This window comes from Bacteroides sedimenti, from assembly GCF_040365225.1.
GTDB classification, from domain to species: Bacteria; Bacteroidota; Bacteroidia; order Bacteroidales; family Bacteroidaceae; genus Bacteroides; species Bacteroides sedimenti.
On sequence record NZ_AP028055.1, the window covers coordinates 1,093,412 to 1,111,686 of the forward strand.

The window sequence follows — 18,275 nt, forward strand, 5'->3', positions numbered from 1 at the left end:
AAATAAATACGAAAAATGAAAAATATTACATTTTTACTCTTCTTTTTCTTTTCTGTATTGACCCTTAATGCACAGTCACTTGATATGCTAAAAGGAATTAATGTGGACAATTTATCTGATACACAATTAGAAGGCATCATTTCAAAGATGAACGAACAAGGCATATCTATGAATCAGATAGATCAATACGCAAGTAAGCAAGGAATGAGCAAAACAGAAGCCGCAAAATTGAAAAATAGAATTGTAAGATACAATGACAAAAACCAAGGCATCAAAAAACGTTCTTCAATATTGAGAGAAAAATCTGATAATGAAGATATTCTTGATCCTGCAGTCTTGAAGAATTATGAAGATTATAAGCTTAAACAAGATTCGATTAAAGCCAATAAATTAGAGATATTCGGTCAGTCAATTTTTAGAGATGTAAATTTAACCTTCGAACCAAATCTTAGATTGGCCACACCTAATAATTATGTTCTTGGACCAGACGATGAACTTTTAATAGATGTATATGGTGATTCTGAAGCTAGCTACAATTTGTTTGTTACTCCAGAAGGAAAAATTAAAATACCCCTAGCGGGAGTAGTATCTGTAGGAGGTTTAACTATTGAAGAAGCAAAATCGGTAATTAAAAAGAAACTTTCTGTAATTTACGGGGGAATTAAGAACGGCTCAACAAAAGTTAGTATTGCCTTAGGCGATATAAGAAGTATAACGGTAAATGTAATTGGTGAGGTTGTATATCCTGGTTCATACACAATACCTTCCCTTGCCTCTGTTTATAATGCTTTGTATGTTTCAGGTGGACCAACAGAAAAAGGTTCTTTTCGTAAAATTCAAGTATCAAGAGGCCATTCTGTAATAGCAGTTGTCGATTTATATGATTTTCTGGTTTACGGTAAACAGTGTAATTTAAGACTTCAGGATCAGGATGTGATTAAAATTCTACCATACAGCAACCGTGTTTCTATCTCGGGTGAGGTAAAAGTTCCGGCTATATATGAAATGAAAGAATTTGAAACAGTAGCCAATCTCATTCAGTTTGCAGGTGGGTTTACAGAAAATGCGTACCGTGAAAGAATTACTGCCTATAGAAATACAACTAAAGAAAAAAGTGTTGTCGATATAACCATGCCTCAGTTTAATAATTATCTTACTGAAGCAGGGGATGAATATAAAGTAGGCGAACTACTAAAACGTTTTACTAATAGAGTACAAATTACTGGATCTGTTTATCGTCCTGGCGTATACTCGCTATCAGCTGGAATGAAAGTCAGCGATTTACTAGCCAAAGCAGATGGATTAAAAGACGACGCTTTCGCAACGAGAGCCGTTGTATATAGAAAAAATTCAAAAAATCTTCCTGAAATAACTTCATTTTCCCCGGCTGATGTGCTCGAAGGAAAGAATGATTTGAAACTTCAAAGAGAAGATAGCGTGCATATTTCTTGCATACTCGACATGAAAGAAAATGAATATATATATGTAACAGGTGAAGTTGTTGCACCAAATAGATATACTTTTGCACCTGGTATGACTGTAAAAGATGCAATTTTAATAGCTAATGGCCTTACCAATAAAGCTGATCAAGGAGAAATAGAAGTTTATAGACAAATAAAAGATTTAAAAGTTTTGAACGAAAATCTGCATAAGGCGATTGAATATAAATTTAAAATTGATAAAGATTTAGCATATAGTGATAGTGCAGCTAATTTTAAACTAGAAAAAGAAGATCGAGTAATCGTTCGTTCAATTTATGGATATGAAAATATGAAGCAGGTTCGTATTGAAGGAGAGGTTAAATCTCCGGGTAATTATGTTATCACTTCAAAAAATCAACAAATCTCTGATTTAGTTAAGATGAGCGGTGGGTTAACTAATTACGCATATGCGCAAGGTGCTTATCTTATAAGAAAATCAAAAAAGACAGACTCAGAAAAGAAACTTTTAAAAACTGTTGCACAAAACCTAGGAACTAAGGTAGCTAGACAAACAGAAGCCTCTGATACAATAGATTTAAAAAAGAATCTTCTAAATGAAATGGATATAGTTGGTATCTCACTAAGCGATATTATTGCTCATCCAGGTTCTCGATATGACTTGATACTGGAAGAAGGAGATGTCCTGAGTATCCCAAAAATGTTGGAAACTGTAAATGTAAGTGGAGAAGTAATGATGTCTAATACAATTAGATATCAAAAAAATCTATCTTTCAAAGACTATGTTGATGCAGCCGGTGGTTTCAGCAGCAAAGCCTTAAGAAATAAAGCTTACGTAATCCATGCAAACGGAAGTGTCAATGTTACAAAATCGTTCTTTGGTATCAGAAGCTATCCCAAAGTTAATCCAGGCTCAAGAATTATTATTCCTGAAAAACCAGCTAAAGAAAAATTGAGCACAGCTGAAGTTATTAGCATGACAACAAGTATAGTGTCTGTTGCTGCAATCATTGTATCATTGTTTAAAAAATAGTAAAAATGGCAAACACGGAATATATATCTTTAAATAAGCTAATTAATTCTTTAAAAAGCTGGAAACAATATTTGTTTTCTGTAAAATATATGATTCTAGGACTAACTTTCCTAGGAGCAGTTGCTGGAGTTGGAGCATCGTTCATAATACCGACTAAATATACGGCAAACTTAAGTTTTGCGCTACAGGAAGCTGACAAATCGAGTGGATTATCAAGTCTGGCAAGTCAATTCGGCTTCTCATTGGGAGGATCTACAAGTGGAGCTTTTGGTGGAGATAATTTATATGAATTATTAACTTCAAGAGCACTAGTAGAGAAGGCACTCCTTGTTCCAGTTGGAATTAACGGAAAAAAAGAAAATCTTTTGAATTTGTATTTAGATACATACAAATACAATAAAGATTGGAAAATTAGCAAAAATCCTTATTTAAGAGAATTATCCTATCCTGTTGGGCAAAATAGAGAGAGTTTCACCAGAACACAGGATAGTGTATTTCAAATTGCTTGTGGTGAAATTCTAAAGGAAAGATTATCTGTAAAAAAAAGAAATAAAAAACTAAGTATTGGAGATGTATCTTTTACATCTGAAAATGAGTTGCTATCTAAGTTATTTGTTGAGAATTTAATGAAGGTGACAACCATATTTTATGTAGACACAAAGACTAAATTAGCTCGTGAAAATTATTTAAAATTACAGCATCAGGTAGATTCGGTAAAACAAGAATATGGTAATGCCTTGGTCTCAAGAGCAGGTCTAGCTGATCAAACCATGAACTCAATACGGCAATCCAGCACTGTGGGGCTTTTAAAAAAACAGACCGACATTCAAATACTAGCAGGAACTTATGTAGAAATGAAAAAAAACCTTGAAATAATGAAGATGAGTTTAGATAAAGAAACTCCTTTAATTCAGGTGATAGATAACCCAGTGTTGCCCTTAGAAAAGAAAAGATTAGGAAAAATAAAAGGTTTTATAACTGGTTCTTTTGCAGGAGGATTTGTATCATTATTATTATTTTCTTCAATATTTGGATATAGAATGGCTGTTAAACTTAAAGAATGGTAACTAAAAAAACTATAATTAATAACTCAATAAGTGGTGTTGTTCAACTTGTGCTTACTGCATTGCTGACATTCCTCTGTATTCCTATTTTTATTAATAAATTGGGAACAGAATTATATGGAGTTTTTGCTATAGTTTCAGTCATTGGCAATTTAAATATCTTTGCTAATCTAGGATTGAACTCGGCTTTAATTAAATATATTTCAGAACAAGGAAAATGCAGCGAATCTGAGAATGATATATTTGCATCACTTGTAATAATGTGTCTAATTATTATACCATTAACAATTCTAGCTTTTATCTTTCGTGAGTTTATTCTTATAAATGTTTTAGGGGTACCTTTAAAATATTATAACCAATCTCAAATACTATATTCTACCTTGCTTGTTTCAAATATGCTTTTGTTAATTGGACAGATATTTACAGCAGTGCTAGATTCTATGCAGAAAATCTATTTCACTAATTTCGTCCAACTTATCTATAGTACAATTTACTGGGGAGGGATAATTGCAGTAGTGCTTATGGGTAAACACCTTGATTGGGTAGGATATGCAATAATGACAGCAGCATGTTTATGGTTTATTCTCGTTCTTATATTCTTTTTCAAACAATGGGGAAGAATCGCCTTCTCAAATTTGAATAAAACATTTAAGCCTGCTGCTAAAAAACAGCTATCTTTTGGGGCTAAGGTCTATTTGTCTGGTTTTATAAGCTTTTTTAATGAGCCTTTATTTAAAATTCTGATTTCAAACTTCCTCGGATTAAATGTTGTTGCTTATTTCGAAATTGGTTTGAAGATTCGATCGCAACTAACAGGTTTGTTCAGTAAGGTGCTCCAGCCACTATTCCCATATTTATCTTCTTTACGAGATAAACAGCATATTGCTATTTTAATTAAAGATTTAACAGCAAAAATTTTCTTACTTGTTCTGCCAATCTCTGCATTATTAATAATTACCTGCAAAGATATAGTAACCCTTTGGTTGCAAGTTGATATCATTAATTATTCTATATTTATTGTAGGCTTAGTAGTGCCATATTTAATTTTTATACCTTTAACTCAGCCTATATATATATTTTTTCTAGCTAAAGGACTTCCAGAAAAAACGATCGTATTTCAATTATTTTCAGTCATTACCAATGTTGTATTTTTCTGCTTACTTGTTAATTTTGTAGGAATATATGCTGTAATTATTTCTAATGTCTTATCATATTTAGTAGGTTTTATATTAGGGATCTATTATCAAGATAGATTATTAAATATAAAATATAAATTTGAACTTATATACTTTAAAAGGATTTTATGCGTAATTCTACTATTTATTTTAATTGGTTTGATTTCAAATATCTTTGTTTTTGAAATAATTAGAATAATATTTGCTTCAATTATAGTTATTCCATCTGTTTTATGGCTGTATAAAAGATTGGAGTTGATTAAATTTGACGATATAAACAACTATTTCGGAAGTAATAGATTTATGTCCAATTTATTAAATAAAATATAAGCAATATGAGATATATAAAAAAATTACTTATATCGATTAAAAGATACTTCTTTTTAAGAGATATAAAGCATAAAGGTCGCAATATTTCCTTATTTTTCCCATTAATAATTGAAGGAAAAGAAAATGTTACTATAGGGAATAATTCCCAAATTGGCTCATATTGTCATATTTGGGGAAATGGAGGAGTAATCATTGGAGACGATGTTTTAATTGCCGCTCATTGTTGTATTTCATCATTAAATCACGATTACTCGAGCGACTTGATTAGGACTGGGAAAATCATTCCAAAAGCTGTAGTCATAGAAAATAATGTATGGTTGGGATATAATGTAACTGTACTTCCTGGTGTAAAAATTGGTTATGGAAGTGTTATTGGTGCAGGAAGCGTTGTTGCAAATAACATTCCTCCAAATTCGATAGCGGTAGGTAATCCAGCTAAAGTAATAAAAAAAAGACTTGTAAATTGTTAAACAATGAGTTTCAAGAAAATAATCAAATCAATAATATTATCACGTTTTCCTCGATTGTATAAATTAATTCAATTACATTATCATTATAAATTAATGAATGAAATTGAAATAGATCCAACGACAAAGATAATATTCCCTTTCACAGCAAATAAATCTTCTATTGGTAGATATACGTATTTAAGTAGAAATTGTATGTTGTATAATACAACAATTGGTAGTTTTTGTTCTATAGGTCCCAATTTAATTTGTGGCTGGGGAGTTCACCCAATTGATACCATAAGTACCCATCCAATGTTTTATTCAACAAAAAAACAAAATGGAATTACTCTTTCTTCTGTGGATAAAATAGAAGAACATAAATGCATAAAAATAGGAAATGATGTTTTTATTGGAATGAATGTTACCATACTTGATGGAGTCAATATCGGTGATGGAGCTGTAATTGGGGCTGGTAGTATTGTTTCGAAAGATATTCCTGCCTACGCAGTCGCTTTTGGAAATCCAATTAAAATTATAAAATATCGCTTTGATAAAGATATAATCGATGCATTAATTAAGATACAATGGTGGAATTTTGATCTAAATAAATTAAAAGAAGTTGAAAAATATTTTTTTGATGTAAATGATTTTATTATAAAAAATAAAATTTAGTTATGCTATTATTGCCATTATTGATATTAAGTATCATATTATATATAATTGGAAAAAGGGTATCATCTGTTCTTATATTCTTTTTCTTTTTATTCGATGGATTTCAGCTTATTCCTGAAGTTTTATTTGACACTCATGCAGGCATTTCAAAATCCTTTGATTTTGCTTTTGTTTATGTAATGGTATTATTTATATATGGTGTAATTAAATATGATGATTATATACCTATAAATAGAGTCTCAAAAATTATTGCATTTTACCTTTTATTCATTGTTATTTCTATCGGAATAAGTTTATTCATCTATCATATTAGTTTTGTAGATATTCTTAGAACGTCCAGGACATATTTTTTAGTTTTATCATATTATGTTGTTAGGAGACTAACAAGAGAAGAGTTGGATAAACTCTTAAGAATTCTTTTTTTTGTAGTCTTGTTTCAATGTGTTCTTTTTATGATTCAAGCATTTACAGGAATAGCAATAATGACAGGAGCTGAGAGTGGACGTACAGGCATAATTACACGCTTTTATAATGTGCCTTTTATGGCATATTTCTTTGTGTTTTATGCAATATTTAATAATCCATTCAATGGTTGGTTGAAAAATTTGACTACAATAATCATGTCGATTACAATGTTTCTTCCACTTCACCGTTCATTAATGATGGCTTTTATTTTATGTCTATTTATTGGTGTATATAATAGAATAAGTGGAATAAAAAATGCAAAGAAGACACTTAATACACTATTAATTTTATTCGTTGCAGTCTTTTTATTAGTGGGAAAAGATTCAGGTGGGCGGACTATTAATGATATAAGTAATGTATTGTCAGGAGAGTTTTTAGATGTTGATGAGGATTTTGAAATGAGCGAAGAATCAACCTTTATGTTCAGAATGGCTCATTTTTTTGAAAGATTTATGGATATAACAGAGTCAAAGATGGAAATTGTTTTTGGAGCGGGTTATATGACAGAGGATTCTAACTATACATTTAATCACTTCGATTATCAAATTGGACTTCCAGATGAAATTACAGGTAATACTGTGCAGTTAGATACATCTGATATTGCTTGGTCAAATTTTATTATACGATACGGTGTCATTGGAACATTCATTTTTTTATATGTATTATATTCAATCACTTCAATTTTTCATAGAAATCTTAAAACGATTGGTTTGCCTATATTTTTATATATGATTCTCTTGTTTATTATTTCATTTACAAGCGATTTGTTATATCAAAATCGGATGTTGATTTTCCCATTCTTATTATATAACTTATTACCCCATAATAGAGAAGATAAAGAAAATATAGTAAATAATTCACCCCTGTTTGTATGAATCCAGATATTAAAATAACAGTTCTTACCTCACTCTTTAATTGTATTAAGTATTTAGATGGATATTTTGATTGTTTATCGAATTTGAATAACACACAAAATATTGAAATCTTACTTCTTCATAATGCTCCTTCAAAAGAAGAATTAGCTATTATAGAACAAAAACTACCTATTTTCCCATTTGTAAAACATATTATTATTTCAGAAAGAGAAGGTTTATATTCTACCTGGAATAGAGGAATAAAGCTTGCAAAAGGAGAATACATCTGTGTATGGAATGTTGACGACATTCGTATGCCTAATTCTATTTTTGATCAAGCTGATACATTGGACAAAAATTCAGATGCAGATCTCACTTATGGCGATTTCTATTATATGTTTGAATACCCAATTGAAAGCAATGTATTAGTTGTTAATAAAGAATTTCAAAAGAATTCAAAAATTTTCTTTAGATCACATCAGATAGGTTGTTTTCCAATGTGGAGAAAAAATATACATGATAAAATTGGGTATTTTGACGAACAATTTAAATTAGTCGCAGATTTTGACTTTCAGATTCGAGCAACACGTAGCAACCTAATTATTAAAACTGATAAAGTTTTAGGTTATTATTTAGAAAATGTGCCGGAAAAATTGAGTAGCAATTCTTGGAAACAGAGCGTTGAGCGTAATGTATTATATCTGCGTTATGGAATGTTTGATTTATTTAATTGGTTGACTTTATTCTCTATTGTTAAAAATTATAAAGTTAATTATTTGTCTTATAATAATTCAATAATCCCTTTGCACGAAAAATTTCATTTATATCGAACTTTTATTTTTTTTAGGATTCCATTGTTCCTTTTTTCTATATTCCGTCAACCAAAATTTGTTTTGTCAAGCATTAAACATAATATTCTTCGAAAATGAAAAATGAAATTAGTTTTAGCATAGTTACTCCTGTTTACAACCGGGAAGATTGTATACTTAGATGCCTAAAGAGCGTGACTAAGCAAAAAAATAATAATTATGAACATCTGATTGTTGATGACGGATCAACAGATGGAACAACTAATCTTATTGAAGAATACGCTAAAACTCATCAACAAATTCATTTTTTCAAATTTAGTAAGAATCAGGGAGTAAATGCAGCTAGAAACTATGCTATAAAAAACTGTAAGAATAAATATGTATTGTTTTTAGATAGTGATGATTATATGAATGATAATGCTTTGGATACAATTGAAGAAAACATTTCTTTACATCAAGGATATAGCCATTACTTATTTGCTCAAAATCATAGGATGGATTATTATCGTAGTAATTCATTATTAAGCTCTGATTTTATAGAAATTAATTTTTATAATTGGATTAAAAATGAAATTAGCGGAGACTTTCTTCATGTTATATCTCGTGAAATAATACAACAATTTCCATTTGATGAAAAATTAAGAATTTATGAAGAACTTAATTTTATGAAAATGTATAAATTTTCTCAAAAGCAATTATTTATTAACAAAGCTGTTATGCATATTGAAATAAGTCGTTTTGATTCTGTATCGAAGGAAGCCACATTGATAAATTCTAATGCTATTCAATCTCAATTCGAATTTTTAAAGCAAATGATCGATTCTTTTGAGGTTGATTATAAGAAATATAATATAATCAAATTAAACTCTATGATTAATAGATGCTTGATTTTTAGTTTAGCTTTATCAGATTACAATTATTATAAGTATTTATCAAAAAAATATCAAAAAAATATTTTACTAGGCAAAGTAATGTGTCAATTAGGTTTAGGACCTTTTCTGAAATTTTTAATTATGTCATATTCAAGAATTAAACATTTATAATTAGGCATGAAAGTACTACATCTTATTTTTTCATTAAACATTGGAGGATCTGAGTCTATGATGGTTGATATAGCCAATAGGCAAATCGTCAATAATGATGTATACGTATATATCGTAAATTCTGCATATAATCAAATATTACTCGATAGTTTTAATGATAATATAAAAATTCATCTTTTTAATCGTAAAGAGGGTAGTAAAAATCCGTTTAAAATATTAGAGATTAATTGGGCTATATATAAATTGAAACCAGATATTGTACATTGTCATGATGCGGATATAAATAAAATATTTTTTATACATCCATTTATCAAAACTTTGCTTACAGTGCATGCTATTGACCTTCCTCTGATCAGAATTTCTAAATTCAATAAGATTGTTGCTATTTCATCTGCGGTAAAAGAATATCTTTTAAAAAGAAAGGTTTCTAATGTTTCTGTAATTTATAATGGTGTCGAGACCTCTACTATTGACTCTAAGAAAGATCAAATAGCTCACAAACCTTTTAAAATTGTTCAGGTTGGACGGTTAAATCATTGTATTAAAGGACAGCATATATTAATTGAGGCATTAATGCTTTTAATTACAAAACACAAAATATCAGATATTCACCTTGATTTTATCGGCGAGGGTAGCTCTTTTTCTTTTCTGAAAGATCTGGTTAATAAATATGAATTAGCAGATAAGGTTACTTTTCATGGAATTAAAGACCGCTCATTTATTTATTCAAATCTTAAGAATTACGATTTATTAGTTCAGCCATCAATTATTGAAGGCTTTGGACTTACAGTTGTTGAAGGTATGTCTGCTAAGATACCAGTATTAGTTTCTAAGAATGATGGACCAATGGAAATTATCCAAAATGGAAAGTATGGTTTTTATTTTGAAAAAGAAAATGCAACAGATTGCGCAAATCAGATAAGAAAAATAATAATATCTAGAGAAAAAGTTAATCAAATTGTTGAAAATGCATATGAATATTGTTTGAAGAATTTTGATATCGATAAAACTGTAGAGAAATATTTTATGGAATATCAAAAATGATTGCTATAAATACTTTTTTTTAATAACTAATATATGAAAGATATTATCATCGTTTGTCCATCTCTTGATCCAGAGAATGTAAGCGGAGTTTCCTCTGTTGCCAGATTTATTATTAGCAACAATCCTTCTGTGAATTACTCACATTTCGAACTGGGGAAGAAAAACGAGGAAAAAGGTGGGGTATTTCGTGTCTTTAGAATAGTCAATAACCTGAAACAATGGATTAAATTTCTAAATAAGAGAAGAGGGAGCATCATTCATTATAATTTTCCAATAACCCGTAAATCTGCTCTAAGAGATCCTCTGTTTATGCTTATTGCTAGATTGTTTTTATGCAAATTGATAATCCATTTGCATGGTGGTAATTATTTAGAAAATAATAAAACTTCTTTTTGGGTCAGTTGGATATTGAAGAGAGTGTTTTCACTAAAATGCCCTATTATTGTCCTTAGTCCAAATGAAAAATCTATTTTGGAACGTAAATTTAACGCCAAGAATGTTCATACACTTCCAAACTGTGTTGATCTAACCAATTCTGATGATTTTGAAAGAAAAATAAATATTGACAAGCCTTTGACCATTTTATATATTGGAAGAATTGTTGAAACAAAAGGACTTAATTATATGTTTGATGCTTTTAAAATATTAAAAGATAAAGGAGTACCTTTTAGTTTAATATTTGCGGGTGAAGAAGAAAGAAATAGCAATTTTATTGAAAGATTCAGAAATTTACTAGACAGGCAATTTATTTATAAAGGTATCGTATTAGGTAAAGATAAAGATGAACTCTTTAAGAAAGCGGATGTGTTTCTGCTACCGTCATTTTATGAAGGTTTGCCGTTATCATTATTAGAAAGTATGAGTTTTGGTTTAACACCGATTGTAACCAATGTTGGTTCTATAAATTACTGCGTTACAAACGAAGAGAATGGAATTATAATTAAAGATCATAATAGTACTGACATTGTAAATGCAATTGAATATTTACATAATAATAGAGAGAATTTATTTATTTGGGGATGTAAGTCCAAGGAGAAAATAAAGTGTTTATTTGATCCCAAAGAATATATTTATAACTTGAATAAAATATATGACACTTTATTCACAAATAACATTGATTAATAATTAAAAGTATTTATAATATATGAGGAAAATATTAGTAACTGGTGGAGCCGGAATGATTGGCTCTAATTTGATTAAAAGATTAATCAAACAAGGAGATGAAATATATGTGATAGATAATCTATGGAGAGGTAAATTAGAATATCTTCAAGATGATAGAGGGAATGATATAATCCCTTTGAAAACACATTTTTATGACAGAGATTTGTCAATATCAGGTCAGTGTGATGATTTGTTGTCAAAGGTAGAGTATGTAATTCACCTTGCAGATATTGTTGCAGGTATCGATTATGTATTTAATAATCAGGGAGATATCTTTAGGCAAAACATTCTTATTAATTCCAATGTAATAGCATCTGCTCGCAAATATGGAAAACACCTTAAGGGCTTTCTATACGTTGGAACAGCATGTAGTTTTCCTTTAACACGACAAAACTCTTTAGAAGTAATTCCATTGCGTGAAGAAGAACTTTACCCAGCAATGCCTGAGTCGGCATATGGGTGGAGCAAACTTATGGGACAATATGAAGTTGATTTGTTAGGGAAAGAAACAGAAATCCCAACTTGCACATTAATGTTTCATAATGTGTACGGAGCTCCATGTGATTTCGGAAATAGAAGTCAGGTTATTCCTGCATTAATAAGAAAAGCGGTAAATTACCCTAATGAAAAATTCGAGGTGTGGGGTAGTGGTGAACAAGGACGCGCATTTATACATGTTAATGATATTGTTGAAGCTCTTGTTCTAGCATTGGATAAAGGTTGGAATCATGGTCCGATTCAAATTGGACCTTCAATATGTACATCAATAAAAGAAATCGCAGAAATGATTGTTAAAATATCAGGAAAGGATATATCTATTTTTTATGATACGACACGCCCGGAAGGTGACAAAGCAAGAAGTGCTGATTTCTCAAAAGCAAAACGTATTTTGGGATGGGAACCAAGAGTTAACCTAGAAAAAGGAATTAGGTTGCAATACGAATGGATAGAGAAACAGATCAAGGAATCAAAATGACTATAAAATGAAGTATTTTAATGTTGCTATAGAATTTGACAGACAAAGAGTTGATAATATTATTGAGTCAACAATTAAACAAAATGGCAAAGGGTATGTCTGTTCTGTAGAAAGTAATAATTTAACTATTGCCAATAGGGACAAGCTGTTTAATGAAGTCTTGAATTCTGCATTGATTAACATTTGCGACGGAAGCAATATTGCCTGGTTTTTAGGCCGGATACATAAAAAATGTCTAAAACCATACATCGGAGCCGACTTGTTCAGAATTTATGTAGATAAATGTAAATACAGACAGTATTTTTTAGGAAATACTCCAGAGGTTCTTGATGGGCTTAAAAGAAATCTATCAAAAATTGATCCTAAAATTCAAAGTATGAGTTTTGAATCTTTACCCTTTCGTAAAGTTGAAGAATTTGATTACGAAGCTATTGCTGAAAAGATAAACAAAGACAACCCTGATATAATTTGGGTTTCTTTAGGAGCACCTAAACAAGAAATTTTTATGAATCGTTTATTGCCGTATCTAAATAGAGGAGTAATGTTTGGCTTTGGGGCTATTTTTAATTTTAATTCAGATGCTGGTCATGTAAGACGCGCTCCAAAGTGGATGCGTAATTTAAGATTAGAGTGGTTGTACAGAGCATTCGAAGAACCTAAAAAGAACATACCTCGGTACTGGAATTTTATTAAATTGCTTCCAAAACTGATTGCAATGGAATACAAATTATCACACAAAAATATTGAAAGGAATAAAATCTGAATTTAAATTATCGTAATGTATTCCAGAGATCATATTTTAACTAAAAATATGCAATTAAAAAATGCATTATTTAGCTATATAATAATATTATTGACTTTATCTGCAGTAATATAATAGCATTTTAAAGTTCTTCAGAGGTTAAAAGAACGGAAGTGGCTGTCTCAACACAAATACAATATCGCCTTGTGGATGAATCATATATGTATATTAAAACTCATCCACAAGGTAAGTTTCTAATCTTTTCTCACAAATTCTTTCAAAATCCATCAAAATCCTTTAATTTTGCTTTTAAATGGTAATACGTTTATGAAGCAACAAACAAGATATTCTCATTTCCTTAAATCATTGATTATATTGGGAGATTATATGGTTCTCAATATGATTTTTATTTTGGTTATTTTCATCTTTAGATCATATCTCAGAGAAGATGTTATTTCTGAGTTTTATCCTCTGTTGCTGATTATAAACATCTGTTTTGTTCCTGGGATCATAATTTTTGGGGTAACTCCTCATTCCAGAGTTATTTATGCAGATAAGATTGTACAGAATACATTTTATGCTACTCTGCTTCATTTTGTTCTATTCATTGCTGCACTTACTTTTTTTAAGATAGAGGACGTCTCAAGGTTGTTTATCATCTCCTTTTATTCAATTTTCTTTGTTGCAATTTCATTCTGGAGAATCGGAATAAGATTTGCCATCAAACAATACCGGAAAAAGGGATTCAATTTTAAGTTAATTGTAATACTTGGGGCTGGTAAGAACGGAAATGCATTGTATGAGGAGATGATGGATGATCCGGGATATGGTTATCGTATTCTAGGTTTTTTTGAAGACAATCCTGTGAAAATTCCTTCTGAATCCAAATGGCTTGGAAAGACAGATGAAATTGAGAAATATATTCTTGAAAATCAAGTGGATGAAGTTTATTGCACTTTGCCGGAATCGGCAGAACAGACAATTGTGAGAACCTTGAACTTCTGCGAAAATAATATGATTCGTTTCTACATTGTTCCCGAATTTCGGAGATATGTTAAGAAGCCAATGGAGTTAAGTGTATTAGGGAATATGCCGGTTCTTTCTTTGCGAGATGAACCATTACAATATCCGATGAATAGATTCTCTAAAAGACTCTTTGATATTGTGTTCTCTTTGTTGTTTCTTTGTACATTATTCCCATTTATATTTATAATCGTTGGGGTATGTGTGAAATTGTCATCACCAGGTCCGGTCTTTTTTAAACAACGTAGAACAGGTGAACGTGGCCGGGAATTTTATTGCTATAAATTTCGCACAATGAAGGTTAACAAAGATGCGGATACAAAACAAGCAACAAAAGATGATCCAAGGACAACCAAAATTGGCGAATTTCTCCGTAAAAGTAATATTGACGAATTGCCGCAGATAATAAACGTACTAAAAGGAGAAATGTCAGTGGTAGGACCACGTCCGCACATGCTGAAACATACCCAACAGTACAATGAATTGATTGACAAGTACATGCTCCGTCATTTAATTAAACCTGGGATTACCGGATGGGCACAAGTAACAGGATTCAGAGGTGAGACAAAAGAGATTTCACAAATGGAAGGAAGAGTCATCCGGGATGTATGGTATATTGAACACTGGTCTTTTTTCCTTGATATAAAAATAATATATCTAACTGTTTCGAACATGATCAGAGGTGAAAAAAATGCATATTAAAACAATCAAAATAAAGCTATTGCTATTCTGCCTACTACCAGGTATGATAGCTGCTCAATCATCTTTCAAATCATTTACGGAATTTGGAACTACCGTTCATTCAGGTGACCATACTCCCTTATGGCAAGTTAGTAATCAGCACGGTCTTTCTTCACTAAATAACAATGCGTATTTAAGAGGTGGTACATTCTACAAGGATAGTTGCAAAAACTGGAAGTATGCTGCCGGTATTGACTTGGCTGTTGCAACAGGTTTTACATCTAAATTCGTTGTACAACAGGCTTATGCCGATATCCATTATAAATGGCTTGGTTTGTCTGTAGGGAGTAAAGAAATCAATTCTGAATTACTGAACCAGCAACTTAGCAGCGGAGGGTTAACCTGGAGCGGCAATGCTCGTCCTATACCTCAAGTAAAAGTTGGAATTCTAGAATATACAAAGTTAAACTCCTGGGCACAGGTTAAAGCTGAGTTCTCTTATGGTAGATGGACTGATAACAACTATCAGAAAGGAAAGGTGGGAGAGGGATATTGGTATACAAAAGACATATTATATCACCACAAAAGTTTCTTTTTCAGATTAGGAAAACCTGCTTCTCATTGGCAATTTGATTTAGGAATGAGCTTGGATGCACAATTCGGGGGATATAAAAATGGAGGTATGGATGCCGGTGATTTAGGAAACAAATTAAAAGACTTTTGGGAGGTGTTTATCCCGCAAGGAGGAGGAGAGACAGGTCCGGAAGGACAAAAATATTTTCAAGGGAATTTAATGGGTAGCGAACATTTAAAGCTGACCTATAAAAAAGAAGGCAACTCCTTAAGTGTATATATGGAAAACTATTATGACGATTTCTCAGGAATGGGCAAACTGAACGGATTTGATGGCCTGTGGGGAATTGAGTACAAAAGCAAAAATAGACAGGCAATAAATGGCTTGGTTTTAGAATATTATCAGACATCTAATCAGAGCGGTCCGCTGCATGGATTGGATAATTCCATTGTGCAGAAGACTGGTGGAGCCGACGATTATTACAATAACGATTGGTACCCCGGATGGGTACATTGGGGAATGACTATGGCCAATCCGCTCATTGCTTCACCTATCTATAACAAGGATGGAGATATGACATTCAAATATAACCGCATAAAGGCTTGCCACATTGGATGGAGCGGAGATATTATGGAAGATTTGTCATACCGGGCAAAGATGTCATACAATAAAACTTGGGGAACACCCTTTAAACCGACTGTAGAAATTCTGGAGAATTTTTCGGCATTTGCAGAATTGAATTACCTCCCTCACCAGTTGAAAGGGTGGAACTTCTCCCTTTCCGGAGCATTCGATACAGGAGATATTTACGGGGATAATCTGGGATTACAGCTTAAAGTAAGAAAACAATTTTAATAAATATGATTTATACACAAACAGAAATTGATGGGGTTTGGGTTATTGAACCAAATGTGTTTACCGATGATCGGGGATATTTTATGGAAGCCTTTAAAAAAGAGGAATTCGAAAAGAATATAGGGGAAATTAACTTTATACAAGATAATGAATCAAAATCCTGCTTTGGGGTACTTCGTGGTTTACACTATCAGAAAGGCGAATTTAGTCAGGCGAAACTTGTACGTGTAATAAAAGGTAAAGTACTTGATGTTGCAGTTGATTTACGCCAATCTTCACCTACTTTTGGCAAATATGTGAGTGTAGAACTCAGTGAGGATAACAAGCGGATGTTCTTTATCCCCAGAGGATTTGCACACGGATTTCTGGTGTTGAGCGAAGAAGCTATATTTACCTATAAAGTTGATAATAGCTATGCTCCTCAAGCGGAAGCAACCATTAAATATAACGATAAAGATATAAATATTGAGTGGCCTATTGCAGAAGAACAGTTGGTTATGTCGGTTAAAGACCGTCAGGCTGTTGCTCTAAAAGATGCCGAAACTTACCAATAATAAGATACGATTATGAAAATTGCGATTGTAGGAACCGGATATGTTGGATTGGTAACCGGAACATGTTTTGCAGAAATTGGAGTTGATGTTACCTGTGTGGATGTTGACCAGAAGAAAATAGAAAATCTGAAAAATGGCATAATTCCTATATACGAGCCTGGTTTAGAAGAGATGGTTGTTCGTAACGTAAAAGAAAACCGTCTAAGCTTTACAACATCATTGGAAAGTTGCCTTGACGACGTAGAGGTTATATTCAGTGCAGTGGGAACTCCGCCTGATGAAGACGGTAGCGCCGATCTGCGCTACGTGCTTGAGGTGGCAAGAACCATCGGCAAGAATATGAATAAATATGTACTGGTGGTTACCAAAAGTACCGTTCCTGTAGGCACCGCAAAAAAAGTACGTGATGCAATTCAGGCAGAACTTGATAAGAGAGGAGTCCAAATAGAATTTGACGTTGCTTCTAATCCCGAGTTCCTGAAAGAAGGAAACGCAATCAGCGACTTTATGAGTCCTGATAGAGTTGTGGTTGGGGTAGAGTCTCAAAGAGCACAAGATGTGATGACAAAACTATATAAGCCATTCTTATTGAATAACTTCCGGGTTATTTTCATGGATATTCCATCTGCAGAGATGACAAAATATGCAGCAAATTCAATGTTGGCAACCCGCATCAGCTTCATGAACGATATTGCAAATCTCTGCGAATTGGTGGGAGCAAATGTAAACATGGTTCGTAGTGGAATAGGTTCAGATACTCGCATCGGTCGTAAATTCCTTTATCCTGGTTGTGGTTACGGAGGCTCCTGTTTCCCTAAAGATATAAAAGCATTGATAAAAACCGCTGAACAACATGGATACTCAATGCGAGTGTTGAAAGCTGTTGAAGAAGTTAACGAATTACAGAAAAGTATTCTTTTTAACAAATTAAATAACTATTTTAAAGGAGAATTAGAAGGAAAAACTATAGCTTTGTGGGGATTGGCATTTAAACCGGAAACGGATGATATGCGCGAAGCGCCTTCTTTAGTTCTGATTGACCTGTTGCTGAAAGCCGGCTGCAAAGTTCGTGTATACGATCCTGCCGCCATGGAAGAGACCAGGAGAAGAATAGGAGATAGTGTTTATTATGCACAAGATATGTACGATGCATTGTTAGATGCAGATGCTATGTTGCTGGTTACTGAATGGAAACAGTTCCGCTTGCCTACCTGGGGAGTAATTTTAAAAACAATGCGCACCCCGGTGGTAATCGACGGAAGAAATATATATGATAAAAATGACCTGGAAGCATTGGGAATTGCCTATTATTGCATCGGGAAATAGTAT

At 32.0% G+C, this 18,275-nt stretch carries 16 protein-coding genes; all 16 read left to right on the plus strand.

Annotation, left to right across the window (positions count from 1 at the left end):
* The first annotated feature begins 15 nt into the window (after window positions 1–15).
* The 16 genes from ABWU87_RS04335 (at window position 16) to ABWU87_RS04410 (ending at window position 18,272) form a co-directional block, all read left to right on the plus strand.
* A complete protein-coding gene (locus ABWU87_RS04335) occupies window positions 16–2,472 on the plus strand; it encodes an SLBB domain-containing protein (RefSeq protein ID WP_353333608.1) in 2,457 nt (818 codons plus the stop codon).
* Between the two features lie 5 nt (window positions 2,473–2,477).
* The gene (locus tag ABWU87_RS04340) at window positions 2,478–3,539 is read left to right on the plus strand and encodes a hypothetical protein (protein WP_353333610.1); all 1,062 of its coding nucleotides are present in this window, start codon (window positions 2,478–2,480) and stop codon (window positions 3,537–3,539) included.
* Complete coding sequence (locus ABWU87_RS04345) at window positions 3,533–5,041, plus strand: oligosaccharide flippase family protein (RefSeq protein WP_353333611.1); 1,509 nt, start codon at window positions 3,533–3,535, stop codon at window positions 5,039–5,041. Before ABWU87_RS04340 ends, ABWU87_RS04345 begins: the two co-directional genes overlap by 7 nt.
* A gap of 5 nt (window positions 5,042–5,046) precedes the next feature.
* Window positions 5,047–5,511: an acyltransferase gene (locus tag ABWU87_RS04350; protein ID WP_353333612.1), complete on the plus strand. Its 465-nt coding sequence runs from the start codon at window positions 5,047–5,049 to the stop codon at window positions 5,509–5,511.
* Window positions 5,512–5,604: 93 nt separating this feature from the next.
* The gene (locus tag ABWU87_RS04355; protein ID WP_353333614.1) at window positions 5,605–6,162 is read left to right on the plus strand and encodes a CatB-related O-acetyltransferase; all 558 of its coding nucleotides are present in this window, start codon (window positions 5,605–5,607) and stop codon (window positions 6,160–6,162) included.
* Window positions 6,163–6,164: 2 nt separating this feature from the next.
* The gene (locus tag ABWU87_RS04360) at window positions 6,165–7,502 is read left to right on the plus strand and encodes a hypothetical protein (RefSeq protein ID WP_353333616.1); all 1,338 of its coding nucleotides are present in this window, start codon (window positions 6,165–6,167) and stop codon (window positions 7,500–7,502) included.
* On the plus strand, window positions 7,499–8,410 hold the full coding sequence (locus ABWU87_RS04365; RefSeq protein ID WP_353333618.1) for a glycosyltransferase: 912 nt from the start codon (window positions 7,499–7,501) through the stop codon (window positions 8,408–8,410). The genes ABWU87_RS04360 and ABWU87_RS04365 overlap by 4 nt, the downstream gene beginning before the upstream one ends.
* The gene (locus ABWU87_RS04370; RefSeq protein ID WP_353333620.1) at window positions 8,407–9,333 is read left to right on the plus strand and encodes a glycosyltransferase family 2 protein; all 927 of its coding nucleotides are present in this window, start codon (window positions 8,407–8,409) and stop codon (window positions 9,331–9,333) included. Before ABWU87_RS04365 ends, ABWU87_RS04370 begins: the two co-directional genes overlap by 4 nt.
* 6 nt (window positions 9,334–9,339) lie before the next feature.
* Entirely contained in the window at window positions 9,340–10,377 is a 1,038-nt protein-coding gene (locus ABWU87_RS04375; RefSeq protein WP_353333622.1) for a glycosyltransferase family 4 protein, read from the plus strand.
* A 33-nt stretch (window positions 10,378–10,410) separates the two neighbouring features.
* Window positions 10,411–11,499, plus strand: coding sequence for a glycosyltransferase family 4 protein (locus tag ABWU87_RS04380; RefSeq protein WP_353333624.1), 1,089 nt, complete (start codon window positions 10,411–10,413; stop codon window positions 11,497–11,499).
* Window positions 11,500–11,521: 22 nt separating this feature from the next.
* Window positions 11,522–12,517 (plus strand): NAD-dependent epimerase/dehydratase family protein, encoded by a 996-nt coding sequence (locus ABWU87_RS04385; RefSeq protein WP_353333626.1) that lies wholly within the window; start codon window positions 11,522–11,524, stop codon window positions 12,515–12,517.
* A 7-nt stretch (window positions 12,518–12,524) separates the two neighbouring features.
* Window positions 12,525–13,280 carry a WecB/TagA/CpsF family glycosyltransferase gene (locus ABWU87_RS04390; protein ID WP_353333628.1) on the plus strand — a complete coding sequence of 252 codons (756 nt, stop codon included), beginning with the start codon at window positions 12,525–12,527 and terminating at the stop codon, window positions 13,278–13,280.
* Between the two features lie 306 nt (window positions 13,281–13,586).
* Complete coding sequence (locus ABWU87_RS04395; RefSeq protein WP_353333630.1) at window positions 13,587–14,984, plus strand: undecaprenyl-phosphate glucose phosphotransferase; 1,398 nt, start codon at window positions 13,587–13,589, stop codon at window positions 14,982–14,984.
* Complete coding sequence (locus ABWU87_RS04400) at window positions 14,974–16,392, plus strand: capsule assembly Wzi family protein (protein WP_434533906.1); 1,419 nt, start codon at window positions 14,974–14,976, stop codon at window positions 16,390–16,392. Before ABWU87_RS04395 ends, ABWU87_RS04400 begins: the two co-directional genes overlap by 11 nt.
* Window positions 16,393–16,397: 5 nt before the next feature.
* Window positions 16,398–16,946: a dTDP-4-dehydrorhamnose 3,5-epimerase gene (gene rfbC, locus ABWU87_RS04405; protein WP_353333632.1), complete on the plus strand. Its 549-nt coding sequence runs from the start codon at window positions 16,398–16,400 to the stop codon at window positions 16,944–16,946.
* Between the two features lie 12 nt (window positions 16,947–16,958).
* Window positions 16,959–18,272 (plus strand): UDP-glucose dehydrogenase family protein, encoded by a 1,314-nt coding sequence (locus ABWU87_RS04410; protein WP_353333634.1) that lies wholly within the window; start codon window positions 16,959–16,961, stop codon window positions 18,270–18,272.
* Window positions 18,273–18,275 lie beyond the last annotated feature (3 nt).